Here is a 16,964-nt window from a genome sequence, read left to right on the forward strand (position 1 = left end):
TTCGGGTTCGAGCGCCAGCGTGGTCGCGATCTCCAGCGCCCGCTTGCGGCCGTAGGGAAGCTCCACCGCCGCCGTGTCGCGGTAGGCCGCGAGATTGACCGACTCGAGCAGCCTGTCGGCTTCGCCGTCCAGGCTGCGGAGCGTCTTCTCGGAGCGCCAGAAGTCGAAGCTGTCGCCGCGCAGCCGCTTCTGGAGCGCCACCCGTACGTTCTCCAGGCAGGTCAGGTGCGGGAACACGGCGCTGATCTGGAACGAGCGCACCAGCCCTTGCCGCGCGATGTCCGCCGGCTTGACCTTGGTGATGTCGGTGCCGTTGAACAGGATCTGGCCGCTGCTCGGGATCAGGAACTTGGTGAGAAGGTTGAAGACCGTCGTCTTGCCGGCGCCGTTGGGACCGATCAGAGCATGGATGCTGCCGCGACGGACCTGGAGATTGACGTCCTTGACCGCAACGAAGCCTTTGAATTCTTTCGTGAGATTCCGGGTTTCAAGTATGTGCTCACCCTGCATGCGCTTCCCCCGGTTGCACAGCCACGCCGTGCATAGCTCTGTTCAGAGCTGCGTTATCGTTCTTTCGCTTGCATCGGTGCCTCTGATTATCGCGACACCGGATCATTACCAAGCAACTGCAACTTAGCACGGTTGTATGGCAATTTCATAGTGTTTGGTGATTTTTCTCGATAATGGAAAGCTTTGAAATATAAGGACAACCTCGGTACCGGTATGTGGTCATACCGGTTGAGAAACAAAATGCGCCGGCCCCCCGAGGAGGGCCGGCGCATTTTAGCAAGTCGGCGTTAGGTCGGCGCGAACCTGATCAGGCACGGCCGGGAGTGAAGGACGGCGGGTCGCTTGCCGGGAAGGACTGGTCGGAGGCCTCATCGATCCGGTTCCATGGACGGTCCGCCCTGTCGTCGGAGGAGCGGCGCTCCGGGTTCAGGTAGTCTGCCGCACGATCCAGGTATCCACCCGGCCGCTCGTTGATCATCGCCTTGACCGCGCAGTGTCCACTGAGGCCGCGTGCGGCCAGCAGCCCGCCTGCGACACCCATCACCGCCCCCTGGACACCGCCGCGACGCAGGCCGGCCGCGGCCAGCACGACGCCGCCGAGCATCGAGGTCCAGCGTTCGACCTGGGAAAGGTTCTCTTCCCCGCCGGCCACCTGTTCGTATATGTCGTTGATGACCTTGTTCACGCTTGCCTCTCCAATAGAAAATCCTGTTGAGCGAACAAGAAACGATTTGAGAGGCATTCCTGTTCCGTGGTCGGAGCGATGGGATGCCGATCAGCCAGGCGCAGGCAAGCCGCCGGCCTGGACGATGAACGATACGATCTCGTGCAGCCCCTGGCCCGTCTTAAGGTTGCTGAACAGGAAAGGCCGATCACCGCGCATCTTGCGGGCGTCGCGGTCCATCACGTCCAGGCTCGCACCGACATGGGGAGCCAGATCGATCTTGTTGATGACAAGAAGGTCCGAGCGGGTGATGCCGGGTCCGCCTTTGCGCGGGATCTTGTCGCCTGCCGAGACGTCGATGACGTAGATCGTCAGGTCGGCCAGCTCCGGTGAGAAGGTCGCCGCTAGGTTGTCGCCGCCCGACTCGACGAAGATCAGGTCGAGGTCGGGGAACCGCTTGTTCATCTGGTCCACGGCGGCGAGGTTTATCGACGCATCCTCCCGGATCGCCGTATGCGGGCAGCCACCCGTCTCGACGCCGAGGATGCGCGATGGGTCGAGCGCGCCGCTGCGGGTCAGGAACTCGGCATCCTCCCGCGTATAGATGTCGTTGGTGATCGCGGCGACGTCCCAGGCGTCGCGCATGCGCTTGCACAGCGAATCGACCAGTGCCGTCTTGCCGGAACCGACCGGTCCGCCGATCCCGACGCGGAGCGGTCCGGTATGGGACCTGACGATCGGGACAGCGCCGGAAGCTGGGTTTTCGATGGCCTGGGTCATGAGCGGAAGAGCCTCGTATATTGCGTTTCGTGTGACATGGCGGCCCAATCGATCATCGGGGCACGCCCGCCGAGATCCTCGATCCGGGCATCGAGCGCGCGGGCCGCCGCCTGATGGACGATGGGGTCGAGTTCGGCTATTGCGCGTTGTCCGTCGGTTTGTCCCAGGGGAACGAGCCGCACTCCCGCCGACACGAGATTGGCGGCGAACGAATGCATGAAACCTGCGAGGGCCATTTCCAGGGGCATCCCGGCGCAGGCCGTGACAAGGGCCACCGCAACGGCGTGGGCGGGAGAACGCCCGGTCGTGGCAAGCACGGCGGTCCAGCGTGGGAGACCGTCGGGCGGCCACGTATTGGTCACGGTCGAGAGGAAAGCCGTCCCTTGCGCCGTGCTTTCCAGAGCCAGCTCGCTGCTGCCGCGCAGGACGTCCGCGCGCTCCGCCGCCCAGATCAAAGCCGCCTCGTCGCCGGCCTTCACGGCGCGGTACGCCGCCGCGAACAGGACGGCGTCGGTCCGGCCGGCTCCATGCTTCAGGATCGCCTCGACCCAGCGAACGAGGTCCGCCTTGTTGAGAACGTGACCTGACTCGACCGCGTACTCGATCCCGTGGCTGTAGGTGTAGCCGCCGATCGGAAATGTGGGCGACAGCCACGCCATCAGCCGCGTCAGGTGCTCAGTGGTCGTGGTGAGCATAGGCGCCCGATTCAGGTGTGAAGCCGGCGCGCAGCCGCACGACCTCCGCTCCCAGCCCGGTCAGCATGTCGGCGATGACATGGTCCCAGCGCAGCCGCACGGCGTCGCCGGCGATCTGGACCGGAAGGTGGCGATTGCCGAGGTGCCATGCGATGCGGGCCAGCGTTTCGGGCGTCGGGCAGCGAACCTCGGCAAGGTCCTCCTCGGCGGCGCGCACGGTCAGCAGCGAGCCGTCGTCAAGTTCTAGCGCGTCGCCGTCGTTCAGCACGATGGCCCGTGCCAGATCGAGCAGGAAGGGGTCGCCCGAGTCGTCGTTGAGCTGGATGCGGCGGCGGAACCGGTCGTCGAAAGCGAGCGTGACGCTTCCGGCGGCATCGGCTTGCGGCCAATGGCCTGCTGGATGGACACGGGTGGCTCGGCGGAGCATGGGGGATGCCTCAGAACAAGAAGTAACGCTGGGCGAGCGGTAGGACCTCGGCCGGCTCGCAGGTGAGGAGCTGGCCGTCGGCGCGGACCTCGTAGGTCTCCGGATCGACCTCGATATGCGGCGTCAGGTCGTTGTGGATCATCTGCTTCTTGCCGATGTTCCGGATGCCCCTGACGGCGACCAGCGGCCGGTTGAGGCCGAGCCTTGAAGCCAGATCGCTTTCCAACCCTGCCTGACTGACGAAGGTCACCGAACTGGCCGTCAGCGCCCGCCCCATCGCGCCGAACATCGGGCGGTAATGGACAGGCTGCGGCGTCGGGATCGAGGCGTTGGGATCGCCCATCAGGGCGCCGGCGATCGTCCCGCATTTCAGGATCATGTCGGGCTTCACCCCGAAGAAGGCCGGCGTCCAGACCACCAGATCGGCGAGCTTGCCGACCGCGATGGAGCCGATCTGATCGGCGACGCCGTGGGTCAGCGCCGGGTTGATCGTGTATTTGGCGATGTAGCGCTTGACCCGAAAGTTGTCGTTGTCGCCCTGCTCTTCCCCCAGCGCACCGCGCTGCCGCTTCATCTTGTCCGCCGTCTGCCATGTCCGGATGATCACCTCGCCGACCCGGCCCATGGCCTGGCTGTCGGAGGAAATCATCGAGAAGGCGCCGATATCGTGCAGGATGTCCTCGGCCGCGATGGTTTCCCGCCTGATCCGGCTTTCGGCGAAGGCGACGTCTTCCGGGATGCGCGGGTCCAGGTGATGGCAGACCATCAGCATGTCCAGGTGCTCGTCCACCGTATTGATCGTGAACGGACGCGTAGGATTGGTCGAGCTGGGCAGCACGTTGTCGAGGCCGCAGACCTTGATGATGTCGGGGGCATGGCCGCCGCCGGCGCCTTCGGTATGGAAGGCATGGATGTTGCGCCCCTTGAAGGCGGCGATGGTGTCCTCGACGAAGCCCGACTCGTTGAGCGTGTCGGTATGGATCGCGACCGCGATGTCCATGTCCTCGGCGACCGTCAGGCAGGTGTCGATCGCCTGCGGCGTCGTGCCCCAGTCCTCGTGCAGTTTGAGCGCCACGACGCCGGCATTGACCTGCTCGACCAATGCCGCCGGCTGGCTGGCGTTGCCCTTGCCGAACAGACCGAAATTGACCGGCAGCGCCTCGATCGCCTGGAGCATGCGGTCGATGTGCCAGGGGCCCGGTGTACAGGTGGTGGCCGATGTGCCGGCCGCCGGTCCCGTCCCGCCGCCCATCAGCGTGGTGACGCCGCTGTACAGCGCCTCTTCCGCCTGCTGCGGACAGATCGCGTGGATATGGACGTCGAGGCCGCCGGCGGTGACGATCTTGCCTTCACCGGCGATGACCTCGGTCCCGGGGCCGACGACGATCGTGACGCCGGGCTGGACATCCGGGTTGCCGGCCTTGCCGATGGCGGCGATCCGGCCGTCCCGGATGCCGATATCGGCCTTGACGATGCCCCAGTGGTCGATGATCAGGGCGTTGGTGATGACGGTATCGACGGCGCCGTTGGCGCGGGTCACCTGCGACTGGCCCATGCCGTCGCGGATGACCTTGCCGCCGCCGAACTTGACTTCCTCGCCGAAGATCGTGTGGTCGGCCTCGACCTCCACGATCAGCTCGGTATCGGCAAGGCGGATGCGGTCGCCGGTGGTAGGGCCGAACATGGCGGCATAGTCGCCGCGATCGATACGATAAGCCATGGCGGACGCCTCCCGTGATTTCAGAGCTTGCCGTTGATCTTGCCGGTGAAGCCATGGACTTCGCGGGTGCCGGCATAGGCCACCAGATTGACGGAGCGGGTCTGGCCCGGTTCGAAACGGACCGCCGTGCCGGCGGGGATGTCGAGCCGGAAGCCCCGCGCCTTTTCCCGGTCGAAGGACAGCGCGCCGTTGGTCTCGAAGAAGTGATAGTGCGAACCGACCTGGATCGGCCGGTCGCCGGTGTTGGCGACGTCCAGGGTAATGGCTTCCCGTCCGTCGTTCAGGACGATTTCACCGGGCTTGATGAACAGCTCACCTGGGATCATGGCGGAACCCTCCTTCAGCGAATCGGCAGGTGGACGGTGACCAGCTTGGTTCCGTCGGGGAAGGTCGCCTCGACCTGGATCTCGTGGATCATCTCCGGGATGCCCGGCATGACCTGGTCACGGGTGATGACCTCGGCCCCGTCGCGCATCAGTTCGGCGACGCTCCGGCCGTCCCGCGCACCCTCGACCACGAAGTCGGTGATGAGCGCGATGGCTTCCGGATAGTTGAGCTTGACGCCGCGCTCCAGCCGGCGCCGCGCGACCATCGCCGCCATCGCGACCAGCAGCTTGTCCTTTTCGCGCGGTGAAAGGTTCATGGTTCCGTCCCTGCGTCAGATATTCGTTGGATGCAAGCAAACACTATCATATGCCCGATGGCTGCGATGTCATACGTCCCAAAGCCGGGGCAGCCGAGCCGGCAGTCCGGCGGCATGGGAGCGGAACGCCGACCAGAAACGCGCATAGTCGCGCCGGAGATGATGGGCGGGAGCGCCGATCCACCTGATCACGAGAAGTCCGTCGAAACAGGTCGCCGCCGCCCTGATGCCGGGTGACGCCGCTTCCAGCAGGGAGCGCGCGGCATCCAGGTGCCGGTCCGCGTCGGGAGCTGCATACAGGATCGTGCCATAGGCGACCGCTCCGCCGAAACAGGCGGGATGATCGAGGATCGCGGCGACATCGCCGTCCAGATGCAGCGCGTCCGCCCAGATCAGCCGCCCGTCGCGCCGGACTTCCCAGGCATCCCGCGCCAGCCCGTAGGTGAACCGCTCGCCATGCGCGGTCCGGCCGAACACGAGCAGTTCGCCGGCCAATGCCCGCCCCTCGCCCGCGATGTCGAGCGACGTCGTCCGGCGCAGACGCGCGCCGTCGAACAGGATGGCTTCCTGCGGCAGCCATTCCATCCAGGCGCCGTCGCCGGCCTTGAGATCGGTGGCAACGACGACATCCGGACCGTTGGACCGGTAGACCTTTTCGGCCGCCTGGGTGGTGACCATGGCCCAGGCGCCAGGGCCGACGGACGCCGCTATGTCGAGCCGGTCGCCGCCGACCAGACCGCCCGACGTCGTTACCAGGGTTGCCAGTGCGACGTCGCCGGTGCGCGGGTTGGGAAACAGGACCCGCAGCGGATCGTGATGGAACAGGCGGACGAGCCGGGTGGCGCCGTCACGGCGTTCGAAGGCGATCTCGGCGTTGCCGTGGATGGTAAGACGGGGGGAGGTCCCGGAGGGGGTATTTTTCAGTGAAGCGGTATCGGGTGAAGCGGTGCCGGCGAAGGACAGCGGGATATCCGGCGCCATCGTCAAAGGCGCGAAACGTCAGTAAAGGTCATCCTGTGTCATCCCTGCCAAACTCTTGTCGCGGCATGATAACGCGGCAGGCGGCATGGTGAAAGGATATCCCGCATATCCGGTTGAACGCTCGCGCGTGTCGGCATGGGCGCGCTACCCGGCGGTCACTGGTCTCGCGGCGAGACCACCGTGAAGCTGCTCATATCCTCCTTCAGCCGCTCGACATCCGGAATCTGGCCTTTGACTAGGAAACAGACGGTTTCGGCGATGTTTGTCGCATGGTCGCCGATCCTCTCGATGTTCTTCGCGATGAACATCAGGTGGGTGCAGGCGGTGATCTGCTGCGGTGATTCCATCATGTAGGTCAGCAACTCGCGAAAGAGGCTGGTATAGACGGCGTCCACCTCCGCATCGCGTGCCCGCACGGCCATCGCAAGATCGTAATCCTCGTCGACATAGGCCTTGACCACGTCATGGACCATAGTGGCCGCCGTCTTCCCCATCCGGTTCAGCGACTTCATCGGCCCGGTGGGTGGAACCTGAGTCAGGGCCATGACGCGCTTGGCGCAGTTGCTCGAAAAATCGCCGACGCGTTCCAGGTTGGTGCTGATCTTGAGCGCCGAGATGACTTCCCGAAGGTCCTTGGCCATGGGCTGACGGAGTGCCAGGACACGAACGACCAGCGCCTCGATTTCCGCTTCGTTCCTGTCCAGATCGACGTCACGAGCGATGATGCTGGTGGCAAGGTTCTCGTCGCGGGCTACCAGAGCCTCCATGGCGCGAATCAGCTGCTCTTCGGCCAGACCGCCCATCTCGGCGATCTTTCTGTGGAGCGTGGCGAGCTCGGCATCGAACGCGACCACCGTGTGTCCTGACGGCATGTTCCGCTTCCTCATAAGCAAATTCAATCCCGGCGGAAATTCAGCGACGCCGATCCCTTTTCCGGGTGCCGGGCCAACCAGCCGGCAACACGATATTAACCGCTATGCGTCAGTTTCTATACTGGCAAGCGCTTAACGTAGATATCTACCTGCACGGCCCCACGCAGTGAAACCGCATATTACGCACTTCTCGAATTCTGGACAGGGCCCTTCATGACGCCGCACGAGCTGGTTGCCATCCTCGACAAGCATGAGCGCTGGCTCGCCAAGAAGCCCGGCGGCATTCGCGCCAACCTGGCGATGGTCGACTTGCAGGGAATGCATCTGGCCGGCTCCACCCTGGAATCCTGTAAGCTGTCGGGCGCCATCCTGACCGGCTGCGACATGACCAACGCAAACCTCAGCTATTCGGATCTGTTCGCCGCCCATATGACGAAGGCCGACATGTCGGGCTGCAACCTGTACCGGGCCGACCTGCGCGGCGCCCATATGCGGGGCGCCCGCCTGAAAGGTGCGATCCTGCGGGAAGCGGACCTGCGCGGCGGCGCGCTGCTCGACCGCCGTTCCTCCGGCACAAGCGTCCTGAAGTCCGACTTGACCGGAGCCAATTTCGACGACGCATTGCTCGCCCGCGCCAACCTGTCGGGCGCCGACATGTCGGAAGTGAGCATGTCGGGAGCTGATTGCCAGGGCGCCATCATGACGGGTGTCAACCTGAGCGGCTCCAACATCAAGAACGCCAACCTTTCCAAGGCCGATCTGAAAGGCGTGAACCTGTCGGGTGCCAACCTCTCTGGGGCCATCCTTCGGGACTGCAACCTTGCCGGAGCGATACTGGCGGGCGCCATCCTGAAGAACGCCGATCTGCTGGGGGCCAAGCTCGACGGCGTCGATCTGTCCGGAGCCGACTGCACCGGGGCGAACATCGCCCGATCGGCGGAGAATTTCTCGCTGAAGATCCAGCGCAGCCTCGAGAGCCACTTCAACTGGATCAACAGCAACGGATCGACAGGCCAGCGCGCCGACCTTCAAGGAGAGGATCTCGCCCATATCGATCTCAGCGGCGTCAACCTGTCGGGTGCCAACCTGAAGGGCATCAAACTGGTGGGGGCCAATGTTTCGGAATCGCTTATGGTCATGTCCGATCTGTCACTGTCGGATCTGCGAGAGTGCAATTTAAGTAACTCAACCCTGGATGGCACGAATTTTCGTGGCAGCGATCTCAGCGGAGCACGGCTCGATGGTGCGGAACTGGGCTCGGTCGATATCAAGGGACCGACCGGCAAAGCGACCGGAAGGATGTGGCCCGCCAATCTCAGCGGGACCAAGCTGATCGGCGCCAGCCTGGTGCGGACCAATCTCCGAGGCGCGAATCTGTCGGAAGCCGACCTCAGCTACGCCGATCTAACGGACGCCATCCTGATCGATGCCAATATCAAGGGCGTCAATATGGAAGGTGCCAAACTGGAAGGTGCCGTCTTGCCGGCGCGGGTGGATGACGACGATTGAAGAAAAGGGCAAATCGGGACGCGACAGATCCGGTGTCGACGAAGTCAGTCCCTGCATTGCCAGGGATTTGACCCGTCGCGTCGATGTACGCCTGATGTCGAACTTTGCCCGCTAAGAATGAACGGGATTTAAAGTGAGTCGCTGCTGTCGCCCAGATTGATGATCATGCGATGAAGAAGATCAATCGCCAAAGCCAGATCGGCGGGCTCGATGCCGCGTGTCGCGAGATCGCTCACCTCGGCGGCGCAGGGAAGCAGCACTTCCCGGAGGCTGCGTCCCTTGGGAGTCAGGTAGATGTTTACCTTGCGGCGATCATGCGGATTGCGCACGCGTTCGACGAGACCGCGACGCTCCATACTGTTCAAGGCCGTAACAGTCGTCGGCTCCATCATGCCGACACGCTGACTGAGTTCGCGTTGAGTCAGACCGTCTTCGTCCCACAATGCGCGAAGGAAAAACCACTGTCCCATGCTTACACCATGGGCGGCGATCTTTGCCTGGAGAGAGCGCGAGAACGCGCGATGGACATCGCGAACCACATATCCAACGCTGTCGTCGGATGGGGGAATGGCTTGGCCAAGTGACCTTTCGGACGCGAAGAAAACCTTGCGTCCAATATTTGCTAACCTTTCTGGCATTTAGTCATTCTCTCTAGTCTGTGGCGGCGTACCTGTCGCGGCGCGGTTAACTTTTGTCTCTGGTGTGATTGTCACACGCCTAGTACTCCCCGCCCCTTTTAATTTTTCTTTCAAGGACGATATCAATGGTTCTTATTATGCAACGCTTCGGTACAGTTTAGAAGGATCATCGGCCCTGGAACAAATTTTTCTTCTCTGTAGTCTCGAAGGCCTGTCATGCGATACTTGGCGGGTAAATAATTAGATATCAAACCAATTGACCATTTCGGATATAGCGGCAGCACCACTTCTGTTTATTGCGGCACCGCAAAGGACCCTAGACCGAGACTGTAAACTCTCTATTAATCGCAGGAAACAAAGCAGGCATTTAGCTGCATGGAGCATAGCTGCCGCACGCATTCGGAAACGTTCGCCTGGAGCGGAATGAACGACTCTGCCGATCACATGACGTGGACGGAAATCAGCATGCCCCCATCAGGTCGCAGCAAAAGTCACCCTGCGAGGGAAAAACTCAGCTATCGATTATTGATCAGCCGCAGGACATCCAACGGTCAAATGCTTTTCAATCTAACAGATCAAAAGCATCTGAGATACAATTATAGTGATTACTACTTACATAACTGAATATCATTCTAAGAAAGCAAAATGCACTTATCAAGGTCCTGAAACGTTCTGCTCACCTCAGTCGATCAAGCTTGGCAGGACCATTGCTTCTGGCTGCAACCTCAAGGTTTCAAATAGGCTGACAGATAAACCATCCACAGATGGAAATGTCCACGGCTGCATAATCGGGCAATCGGGAGAAAATGTCGCAGGCCAGCCTCGCGCGCCAGCCACGAGATTCCTGAACAGTTCACCAACTCATCAACCGCGCATCCAAATCGATAGTGGTTGTTTTTGCATTCCGATGCATGTAATCCTGCTTCCGTTCGGATAGTTGAATAACTTTTTCCTTTGCACCCGAACGAACGACTGAAAGACTATGTTCGCTGCCATGCGCAGAATTACCGTCCGGATGACGATCCAGGCGCTTGCCTTGCTATGCCTTGTCGGCATCGCGGAAGGAGCCGACAAACGTCGCCATACGCCCGAAAAGATGCTGCCTGACGACAGCCGGCAGGCCCTTGGCCTGCCTGGAAGCGGAAAGCCTGGGGACGCGATCGTAGGTAGCGATCACTCCAGGCAAGGCAACGCGCTTGAAATCGCCTTCAGCCGGCGCGCCGGACAATCCCTGAGGCTGTACGGCTACGATGCCTTCGCCGCCGCAACGCATGCGACACCTCCTGCGTTCGGTACAGCGCAGAGCGACTACCTGCTCGGGCCGGGCGACGAGCTCAGGGTTACGATCCATGGCGGCAAGTACGACAGCAACCGCCGCTATACGGTGAACAGCAACGGCGACGTCATCGTCGACCAGTTGCGCCCGCTGACGGCGGCGGGCCTCACGCTCGGAGACTTGCGCCGGCAGATCGAGCGGGAGGTCGAGATCACCCTGTCGGGACACGAAGCTTTCGTGTCGCTGGATGGGATGCGGCGGATGGGCATACTCGTGACGGGCGCCGTCGCCCGTCCCGGCCGCCACGAGGTTGCCGGATCCGCGACGGTGTTCGATGCACTGGTGGCCGCGGGTGGCGTCGACAAGCTCGGCAGCCTGCGCGACATCAGGCTTGTCCGCTCCGGTTCAGCGAGTTCCATCGATTTCTACGGTCTGCTCCAAGGTGGCGACGGCGCGGACCCGGCACTGCGGGACGGGGACCGGATCGTCGTTCCGCCGATCGGGCCGACCGTGGCAGTCGCGGGTCAGGTGAAGCGCTCGGGGATTTTCGAACTGCCGGCCGACGGACAGCCGTTCCGGCGGGAAAGTGCCTTGGCTTTGGCGGGTGGATCGGTACTGCCCGGGCCGGCCAGGATAGTCCTGTTCGAGATCTCCGATGAAGGAGCCGAAAAGCCGGTCGAGTCCGAGGCCGGAGACGGCGCGACGACAGCCGGCGACCGGGGTCTCGCGGACGGCGACCTGTTGCTCGTATCACCGGCTCACGAAATCCGCGTCGGCAGTGTCGCCATCGCAGGCCATATCCGACACCCGGGTCCTCGCGCCCTGTCCGAGGTAGAAACCTTGGCAGGCCTGCTGGAGGGGGCCGACCTGCTGCCGGAGCCATACCTGCCTTTCGCGATCCTCGGGACGACCGACCCGGCGACACTGGCGCGAGTGATGGTCCCGGTCGATCTCCAGGCGGTGATCGATGGCCGCACCGACCCGATGCTGAACGACGACGACACTCTTATAGTGCTCAGTTCAAGGGACGTCGCATTCCTGTCTTCCACGGCGGTCGTCGGGCTTCTGCGTGAACGGGGCAAAGGATCGGCAGGGTCGCAAAGCAACTGCGCGGGGGTTGCGGTGCTGGCTCGCGGGATCGCCGCCGACCGGGCGGGAGTCTTGGCGGGAAGCCCACTGGCAAGGGCGGCTTCCGAACTGCTCGCCCTGCCGGCGCCCTGCCCCCGCGTCTTCGACGAGCACCCGGACCTGCTGACCTTCGCACTCAAGCACTCGGTCCTTCTGCGCAGCGGTATCGCCCGCCCGGGCTTGTATCCCGTCGCCGGACAGGCCGACATCGCGGACCTGGCGCGCAGTGCCGGCGGCAGCGGAGAACGGCTGTCGGTGGTCGACAGCGCCGGAGCGCCCAAACGGAAGACCGACCGCCAAGGAGTCAAACGCGGCGACATCGTCGATGCGAACACTCCCCTGTTCGAACTTGGAGGCCATGTCCGTTTTCCCGGAATGCGCCCGCTTGCGGGAGCCGGAACGCTGCGTCAGGCATTGGGCGACGGCACCCAGAATCTCGCCGGCCTCTATCCGTTTTTCGGCGTCATCGAACGGCAGGACAACAGCCGGATGACCAGACGCCTGATCGCGTTTTCACCCCACGAAGTCATTTCCGGCGTGTCGGACCGTCCGCTTGCTGAAGGCGACCGGATCAGGCTGTTCGCCATGGACGATATCCGCACGATCATGAAAGCCGAACGCCGGTCGGAACGGGAAAGGACCGAACTGGAGAAAAACGCAAGCGAGACCACGGCGGGCCTGGCCGTGACATCGCCCGTCGGTCGTGCATCGGCTCATGAAGAGGCCGGTTCGGCAGTCGCGGACCTCGGGCTCCGCAGCCTCATGGCCGAACAGGCAGTCATCATCCATGGTGCCGTCAGACAGCCCGGCAACTATCCGGTCGAAGGACGGGTGAGGCTGGAATTGCTGCTGACCGCTGCGGGCGGGATGACGGCGCAGGCCGATGTCGACGCCATAGAAGTGATGTCACCCGATGCTTCGCCCGCTCCGGGGACGGCCACGAGCGAGAGGCGCGTCGTCTCTCTTCAGGCCGCCAACGGAATGACCACCGAAATAGGTTCGGGAGACGTCCTCCGCGTCAATCAGATCTTCAACGACAGGGAAGCCTACGCAGTGCTGGCCCAAGGCGAAGTCAGGCGGCCCGGGAGTTTCGAGGTCGTTCGGGGCGAGCGTTTGTCCTCGTTGCTCGTCCGAGCGGGCGGATTAACCCAGGAAGCCTATCCGGCCGCCGCCATCTTCACCCGGGAAAGTGCCCGTCGCCAGCAAGCGGAAGCCTTTACCAGCGCCGCCCGCAACCTGGACCGTGAACTCGCCATGATCTTAATGAAACCCGATCCGCCGCCGGCAGCGCAGATGTCGCAGGCGCGTCAACTTTCGGATGAACTGCGCAAGGCACAGCCGGCGGGCCGGATCACGGTCGAGGCGGACCCGGCCATGCTGGCCGTCCATCCCGAACTCGACGTGGTCCTGGAGGCAGGCGACAGGATCTATTTTCCCAAACGGTCCCTGACCGTCACCGTTGCCGGCGAAGTCCTCGCCCCGGCGAGCCTTCAGTTCAAGTCGGACAAGACGGTGAGCCAGTACCTGAGTGAGGCCGGCGGCCTGACGCAATACGCGGACTCGTCGCGGATATTCGTCCTTCAGCCCGACGGCAGCGCTCGGCCTCTGCGGATTTCGTCGTGGAACCACAGCGCCACCTTCATCGCTCCCGGATCGACGATCATCGTGCCGCGCGATCCTGAGCCCTTCGAATTCTTCAAGTTCGCCCAGAACATTGGAAGCCTGCTGACCCAACTTTCCGTAAGCGCCGCTGCGGTCAAGGTCCTCAGCGGCGACTGGGGAGGCCGTAATTGACCGGGTTCCCGATAACCGCAGCAGGCGAAGCCGAGCGGTCGCGGATGTTCACCATCATCACCGTCTGCCTGAACGACTGCGAAGGGCTTGCGCGGACATATCGGAGCCTTGTCTTGCAAACCTGCAGCGACTTCGACTGGATCGTCGTGGACGGCGGCTCCCAGGACGGCACGCCGGCTTTCCTGGCGGCACATGCAAGCGAACTGGCCTGGTGGCGGTCGGCACCCGACCTGGGCTTGTACGATGCCATGAACATCGGCCTCTCGGCGGCCGCCGGCGAGTACCTGATCTTCCTGAACGCGGGAGACACACTGGCCGCTCCCGGAACTCTCCAGGCCGTTGCCCAACACGTCCGTCGGGACGTACCGCCGGATTTCATCTACGGCGATGCCTTGGAAAGGGGGATCGGCAACCGGATGCTCCTGAAGCGAGCACGATCGCATTGCCTTAAGTGGTACGGAATGTTCACTCACCATCAGGCGATGGTCTACCGCCGCGCCTTGGTTGAAGGTCAACGGTACGACCTTACATTCAAAGTCGCAGCAGACTATGCTTTTACGCTAGACACCCTATCCAAATGCGCTCGAGTCGCGCGTATACAAACCCCGCTGGTACTATTCGAAGGCGGCGGCATATCGCAAGCGCACACAGCCTTGGGCAGACGGGAGCAGGCGCGAATACGCCGAAACCGGCTCCATATGTCCAATGTTTCCTGCTTTTTAATAATGATCGCGCAATATGCTGCGATATCGATACGTTGGGCATGGCCTTCGGTTTTCGAAACATGGCGATGCCGCCGGATGTACGAGTAGCCAAGGCACCACTCACACGTGTAATATGTGCGAAACCTGTACTACGCCTATTCCGTCCGGATAGCCAGATCTGAGTACGCTCGTCAGGTTGCGCCACACTCGTCAACATGCACGCGAAAGGTCTTGACATTTGAGCCAATTAAGTCCTTTTGAAATCTAAATTTGTACGTTACACCTTAATCGCCGGGCAAGTACTCAGGGGTAGATGATGAAATCGAAAAAGTCCCAACCCGCAACTGCGAACACCATCTCGCGTCGCGGTGAAGGGCCCCATCCAATCGACATTCATGTTGGGGCAAGACTACGTCTTCGCCGAACCTTGCTCGGGCTTAGCCAGGAGAAGCTTGGCGAAGCTGTCGGCATCACTTTTCAGCAGCTTCAGAAGTATGAACGGGGTGCCAACCGCATCAGTGCCAGCCGTTTGTATCATTTGGCTTTGGTTCTCGATGTACCTGTCGGCTTTTTCTTCGAAGACATGCCGACCGGCCAACCCCTTCCGGAGGGTGCCGATGTCGTCCAGGAGCCGACGGAAACCGACGAATTCGAGTCGATGGCCAAGCGGGAAACGCTTGAACTTGTCCGTGCCTATTATCGCATCGGCGATCCCAATGTCCGGCGCCGCGCCTTCGAGTTGATCAAGGCTCTTGGCGGCGAGATCCGCGACGCCGATCCGGTGAACGCCTGAGTCACGCCCACGGCACTACGTCCTCAGCATCAAGACCTCAGCGTGAGGGTCCGCGTCTGTGGACCCTCAGCTTAACGTCGATCTGCCAGTAATAGAAAGCGCGTGCGACGGCACGGTCAAACCCCGGCACTCCGTCCAGAAGCCCCAGCCGCAGCAGATAACTGTGCAGGAACGCCGCGATAGGACGCCCGGGCAGCTTGGCGAAAATAGCTTTCAGCAGGCGGCGCATGCCTGTTTCCCGGCGACTTAGCTGCTCGTGACGGCCATCCGCCAGCAGGGCGGCCTCCCAGTCGGAATAGCGGTTGTGGCGATCGAACCAGCTATGAAGCGACACTGCCTCGTCGTGGATCATGGCGTGCCGGAGCAATCCGGCTTGGCCCTGAAGCACCGGCTGGTAATGCCCCTCCACCTCCCACATCGTATCGATATCCAGATCCGGGTATGAAGGAAATGAGGCGCGCCGCCGGTCGATGAGCGCCAACTTGCGGTTCCACGCTCCATGGCGGTGGCGAACGCCGCCGAAAACCGGCTGCCCACGGATGAAGTATCCGGCAACGACAGGCTCGCCTGATATCGCCAAGGCGATCTCGTCGGCGAGTTCGGAAGTGATCCGCTCGTCGGCATCGCAGTACAGGACCCAGGGATGGCGAAGCGGCAGGTTATCCAGGCACCATTGCTTCTTCTTGGGATAGCACCCGTTCCATTGGAAAGGCACCACCGTCGCCCCGAACTTGGCGGCAATCTCCCTTGTCCCATCGGTGCTCGCTGAATCGACGACGAACACCTGATCGAAACGCTGGAGTGTCTGAAGACAGCAAGCGATGTTCGCCGCCTCGTTCCGGGTCATGACGATCGCCGATACGGGGATCATGGATGAGTTGCGAAACGAGGGAGCGTTTCCGTCGTTACCCGGATGAAGACGAGGACCAGCCCAAGGACCAAGCCGGCGGCGAAGGCGATCGGCATCACGATCGCCGGATCGGGCGTATCGGGCAGCACGTCACAGGAGGCGGCTTCCATCAAATCCGCCGCCAGCGGAAGATCGACGTTCATCATCATGGAGAACTGCTCGTGCCCGATCAGCGTCGCCCAGAGCGCACGCTTGTGTTCCAGGTCGGACGTGGTGCGAGCCATCTTCTGATATTCTTCGATCATGAGCGCATTGCCCTTGACCGCTATGCTACGAAGCTGGCGTTCGGTGGTGGCGTAGAGCCGGTTCAGCAGCAACCGGGCGAACTCTGGATCGGCGTGGCGATAAACGATGCGCCGCAACGGTGTATTGCCTATTTGCTGCACCTGCACTCTGGAACGAAGAAAGCGTGCGAGGTCGCGGCCATCCGGCGCCGCCCAGGACTTGCGTCCGGCAAGATCGGAAAGCATCCGGCGCATCCTCGGGAAAAGTCCGGGATCGGGATTCCAACTCTCGTTCTTTGCGTCCCACATCGCTTCGAACACCCGTCGCATGATTTCGGGCGAGGAGGCAAGTTCATTGGCCACGTTCAGCGACGTCATCTCGTAGAGAAACCGCTCGTAATAGGACATCTTTTCACCGGCGCCGTGGGCAGCGCCATCGAGTATCGAGCCTGCCGGCAGATCGGGAAGCGGAGTGCCGCGTCCGAGCAGGCCGTCGGCCACCGTCGGCCCGACGATCAGGGTCGCGGTATAGCTCGGTTCGATCATGCGCAGCGCCAGCAGGGCGATGACGGCCGTCAAAGTTGCCGTCCCCACGATAAGACGGCGTCCCTCGACGGCGATCGCGATCGCATCCCGCAGCAGCTTTTGAATCTCGAAAGCTGAAGCGCCAGGACGGGCATCGGAGTCCATCGCCAT

General features: G+C 62.4%; 17 protein-coding genes. 4 read left to right on the top strand and 13 right to left on the bottom strand.

Going from position 1 to position 16,964, the window contains the following annotated elements; all coding sequences use genetic code 11:
• The 10 genes from N826_RS33595 to phoU all read right to left on the bottom strand — a co-directional run.
• On the bottom strand, positions 1 to 510 hold a 510-nt coding region (locus N826_RS33595; protein WP_044436302.1), incomplete at its 3' end, for an ABC transporter ATP-binding protein.
• A 307-nt stretch (positions 511 to 817) separates the two neighbouring features.
• Positions 818 to 1,195 carry a YgaP-like transmembrane domain gene (locus tag N826_RS33600; protein ID WP_052832531.1) on the bottom strand — a complete coding sequence of 126 codons (378 nt, stop codon included), beginning with the start codon at positions 1,193 to 1,195 and terminating at the stop codon, positions 818 to 820.
• Positions 1,196 to 1,285: 90 nt separating this feature from the next.
• Entirely contained in the window at positions 1,286 to 1,954 is a 669-nt protein-coding gene (gene ureG, locus N826_RS33605) for an urease accessory protein UreG (RefSeq protein WP_044436303.1), read from the bottom strand.
• Positions 1,951 to 2,649, bottom strand: coding sequence for an urease accessory protein UreF (locus tag N826_RS33610; protein WP_044436305.1), 699 nt, complete (start codon positions 2,647 to 2,649; stop codon positions 1,951 to 1,953). Before N826_RS33610 ends, ureG begins: the two co-directional genes overlap by 4 nt.
• A complete protein-coding gene (locus N826_RS33615) occupies positions 2,630 to 3,076 on the bottom strand; it encodes an urease accessory protein UreE (protein WP_044436306.1) in 447 nt (148 codons plus the stop codon). Before N826_RS33615 ends, N826_RS33610 begins: the two co-directional genes overlap by 20 nt.
• 10 nt (positions 3,077 to 3,086) lie before the next feature.
• Positions 3,087 to 4,796 carry an urease subunit alpha gene (ureC, locus tag N826_RS33620; RefSeq protein ID WP_044436308.1) on the bottom strand — a complete coding sequence of 570 codons (1,710 nt, stop codon included), beginning with the start codon at positions 4,794 to 4,796 and terminating at the stop codon, positions 3,087 to 3,089.
• Between the two features lie 20 nt (positions 4,797 to 4,816).
• Positions 4,817 to 5,122, bottom strand: coding sequence for an urease subunit beta (locus N826_RS33625; protein ID WP_044436310.1), 306 nt, complete (start codon positions 5,120 to 5,122; stop codon positions 4,817 to 4,819).
• A 14-nt stretch (positions 5,123 to 5,136) separates the two neighbouring features.
• Positions 5,137 to 5,439: an urease subunit gamma gene (locus N826_RS33630; RefSeq protein ID WP_044436311.1), complete on the bottom strand. Its 303-nt coding sequence runs from the start codon at positions 5,437 to 5,439 to the stop codon at positions 5,137 to 5,139.
• 69 nt (positions 5,440 to 5,508) lie between these two features.
• A complete protein-coding gene (locus tag N826_RS33635; RefSeq protein WP_084721408.1) occupies positions 5,509 to 6,420 on the bottom strand; it encodes an urease accessory protein UreD in 912 nt (303 codons plus the stop codon).
• Between the two features lie 155 nt (positions 6,421 to 6,575).
• The gene (gene phoU, locus N826_RS33640; RefSeq protein WP_044436313.1) at positions 6,576 to 7,292 is read right to left on the bottom strand and encodes a phosphate signaling complex protein PhoU; all 717 of its coding nucleotides are present in this window, start codon (positions 7,290 to 7,292) and stop codon (positions 6,576 to 6,578) included.
• Between the two features lie 213 nt (positions 7,293 to 7,505).
• Here phoU and N826_RS33645 point away from each other — a divergent pair, with 213 nt between their 5' ends.
• The gene (locus N826_RS33645; RefSeq protein WP_044436314.1) at positions 7,506 to 8,801 is read left to right on the top strand and encodes a pentapeptide repeat-containing protein; all 1,296 of its coding nucleotides are present in this window, start codon (positions 7,506 to 7,508) and stop codon (positions 8,799 to 8,801) included.
• Positions 8,802 to 8,929: 128 nt separating this feature from the next.
• Here the strand turns inward: N826_RS33645 and N826_RS33650 are convergent, their stop codons facing one another.
• Positions 8,930 to 9,439: a MarR family winged helix-turn-helix transcriptional regulator gene (locus tag N826_RS33650; RefSeq protein ID WP_084721409.1), complete on the bottom strand. Its 510-nt coding sequence runs from the start codon at positions 9,437 to 9,439 to the stop codon at positions 8,930 to 8,932.
• A gap of 994 nt (positions 9,440 to 10,433) precedes the next feature.
• Here N826_RS33650 and N826_RS33655 point away from each other — a divergent pair.
• The 3 genes from N826_RS33655 to N826_RS33665 all read left to right on the top strand — a co-directional run bounded on the left by N826_RS33655 (position 10,434) and on the right by N826_RS33665 (position 15,134).
• Positions 10,434 to 13,637: an SLBB domain-containing protein gene (locus tag N826_RS33655; RefSeq protein ID WP_169789467.1), complete on the top strand. Its 3,204-nt coding sequence runs from the start codon at positions 10,434 to 10,436 to the stop codon at positions 13,635 to 13,637.
• The gene (locus tag N826_RS33660) at positions 13,634 to 14,449 is read left to right on the top strand and encodes a glycosyltransferase family 2 protein (protein ID WP_052832535.1); all 816 of its coding nucleotides are present in this window, start codon (positions 13,634 to 13,636) and stop codon (positions 14,447 to 14,449) included. Before N826_RS33655 ends, N826_RS33660 begins: the two co-directional genes overlap by 4 nt.
• Before the next feature lie 208 nt (positions 14,450 to 14,657).
• Positions 14,658 to 15,134, top strand: coding sequence for a helix-turn-helix domain-containing protein (locus N826_RS33665; RefSeq protein ID WP_044436351.1), 477 nt, complete (start codon positions 14,658 to 14,660; stop codon positions 15,132 to 15,134).
• A gap of 37 nt (positions 15,135 to 15,171) precedes the next feature.
• Here the strand turns inward: N826_RS33665 and N826_RS33670 are convergent, their stop codons facing one another.
• Together N826_RS33670 and N826_RS33675 are read right to left on the bottom strand one after the other, a co-directional pair.
• Positions 15,172 to 16,005: a glycosyltransferase family 2 protein gene (locus tag N826_RS33670; RefSeq protein WP_044436316.1), complete on the bottom strand. Its 834-nt coding sequence runs from the start codon at positions 16,003 to 16,005 to the stop codon at positions 15,172 to 15,174.
• Complete coding sequence (locus N826_RS33675; protein WP_044436317.1) at positions 16,002 to 16,964, bottom strand: GumC domain-containing protein; 963 nt, start codon at positions 16,962 to 16,964, stop codon at positions 16,002 to 16,004. The genes N826_RS33670 and N826_RS33675 overlap by 4 nt, the downstream gene beginning before the upstream one ends.

This window comes from Skermanella aerolata KACC 11604 (genome assembly GCF_000936425.1).
Lineage (GTDB): Bacteria > Pseudomonadota > Alphaproteobacteria > Azospirillales > Azospirillaceae > Skermanella > Skermanella aerolata.

Excerpts from the sequence above, each read along its gene's own strand:
- ureG (WP_044436303.1), bottom strand. The coding sequence starts at position 1,954 with ATGACCCAGGCCATCGAAAACCCAGCTTCCGGCGCTGTCCCGATCGTC.
- N826_RS33610 (WP_044436305.1), bottom strand. The coding sequence starts at position 2,649 with ATGCTCACCACGACCACTGAGCACCTGACGCGGCTGATGGCGTGGCTG.
- N826_RS33615 (WP_044436306.1), bottom strand. The coding sequence starts at position 3,076 with ATGCTCCGCCGAGCCACCCGTGTCCATCCAGCAGGCCATTGGCCGCAA.
- ureC (WP_044436308.1), bottom strand. The coding sequence starts at position 4,796 with ATGGCTTATCGTATCGATCGCGGCGACTATGCCGCCATGTTCGGCCCT.
- N826_RS33625 (WP_044436310.1), bottom strand. The coding sequence starts at position 5,122 with ATGATCCCAGGTGAGCTGTTCATCAAGCCCGGTGAAATCGTCCTGAAC.
- N826_RS33630 (WP_044436311.1), bottom strand. The coding sequence starts at position 5,439 with ATGAACCTTTCACCGCGCGAAAAGGACAAGCTGCTGGTCGCGATGGCG.
- N826_RS33635 (WP_084721408.1), bottom strand. The coding sequence starts at position 6,420 with ATGGCGCCGGATATCCCGCTGTCCTTCGCCGGCACCGCTTCACCCGAT.
- phoU (WP_044436313.1), bottom strand. The coding sequence starts at position 7,292 with ATGCCGTCAGGACACACGGTGGTCGCGTTCGATGCCGAGCTCGCCACG.
- N826_RS33645 (WP_044436314.1), top strand. The coding sequence starts at position 7,506 with ATGACGCCGCACGAGCTGGTTGCCATCCTCGACAAGCATGAGCGCTGG.
- N826_RS33650 (WP_084721409.1), bottom strand. The coding sequence starts at position 9,439 with ATGCCAGAAAGGTTAGCAAATATTGGACGCAAGGTTTTCTTCGCGTCC.
- N826_RS33655 (WP_169789467.1), top strand. The coding sequence starts at position 10,434 with ATGCGCAGAATTACCGTCCGGATGACGATCCAGGCGCTTGCCTTGCTA.
- N826_RS33665 (WP_044436351.1), top strand. The coding sequence starts at position 14,658 with ATGAAATCGAAAAAGTCCCAACCCGCAACTGCGAACACCATCTCGCGT.
- N826_RS33670 (WP_044436316.1), bottom strand. The coding sequence starts at position 16,005 with ATGATCCCCGTATCGGCGATCGTCATGACCCGGAACGAGGCGGCGAAC.
- N826_RS33675 (WP_044436317.1), bottom strand. The coding sequence starts at position 16,964 with ATGGCGATGGACTCCGATGCCCGTCCTGGCGCTTCAGCTTTCGAGATT.